Annotated in this window: 2 protein-coding genes; both read left to right on the top strand. The window is 67.1% G+C overall.

Annotated elements, in window-relative coordinates:
- The first annotated feature begins 1 nt into the window (after nt 1).
- A complete protein-coding gene (locus AC0L3J_RS37510; protein ID WP_473350445.1) occupies nt 2–118 on the top strand; it encodes a transcriptional repressor KorB C-terminal beta-barrel domain-containing protein in 117 nt (38 codons plus the stop codon).
- A gap of 70 nt (nt 119–188) precedes the next feature.
- A partial coding sequence (locus tag AC0L3J_RS37515) for a hypothetical protein (RefSeq protein WP_473350444.1) occupies nt 189–435 on the top strand: 247 nt, incomplete at its 3' end.

The following is a 435-nucleotide window of genomic DNA, read 5'->3' on the forward strand; positions in this document are numbered from 1 at the left end:
TATCCTCAACCGTCGGCCGCCGGCGGAAGGCTATGCCTGGTTGAAGTACGAGGACGACGGCCAGGAGTTCGAGGCGAACCTTGCCGACGTGAAACTGGTCGCGCTCATCGAGGGCTGATCCCCAAAGACAGCGGCGCGGGCCACCCGCGCCGCACAGACAACGGTTCCGCTACAAGGAGGACCGAAGAATGAATCCGATGCTGTTCTACATCGCGGGAGGCGTAGGCGCGGCGTTGCTGCTGGTTTCCGCGATCATGCTGTTCAAGCTGCGCGAGCCGAAGAAGGAACACCGACCGCAGCGCAAGGCGGCGGCCCCGACGCCGCAGCCGGTCGATAACGAGCTGCTGCGCACCTTTCGCCGGCCGTCGCAGGCCAGCCAACCCGAGCCATCCACGACGCCGCCGGCGCGGCGCACTGCCCCGCCGAGCAGCGAAC

The organism is Bradyrhizobium sp. Kon37 (assembly GCF_055807535.1).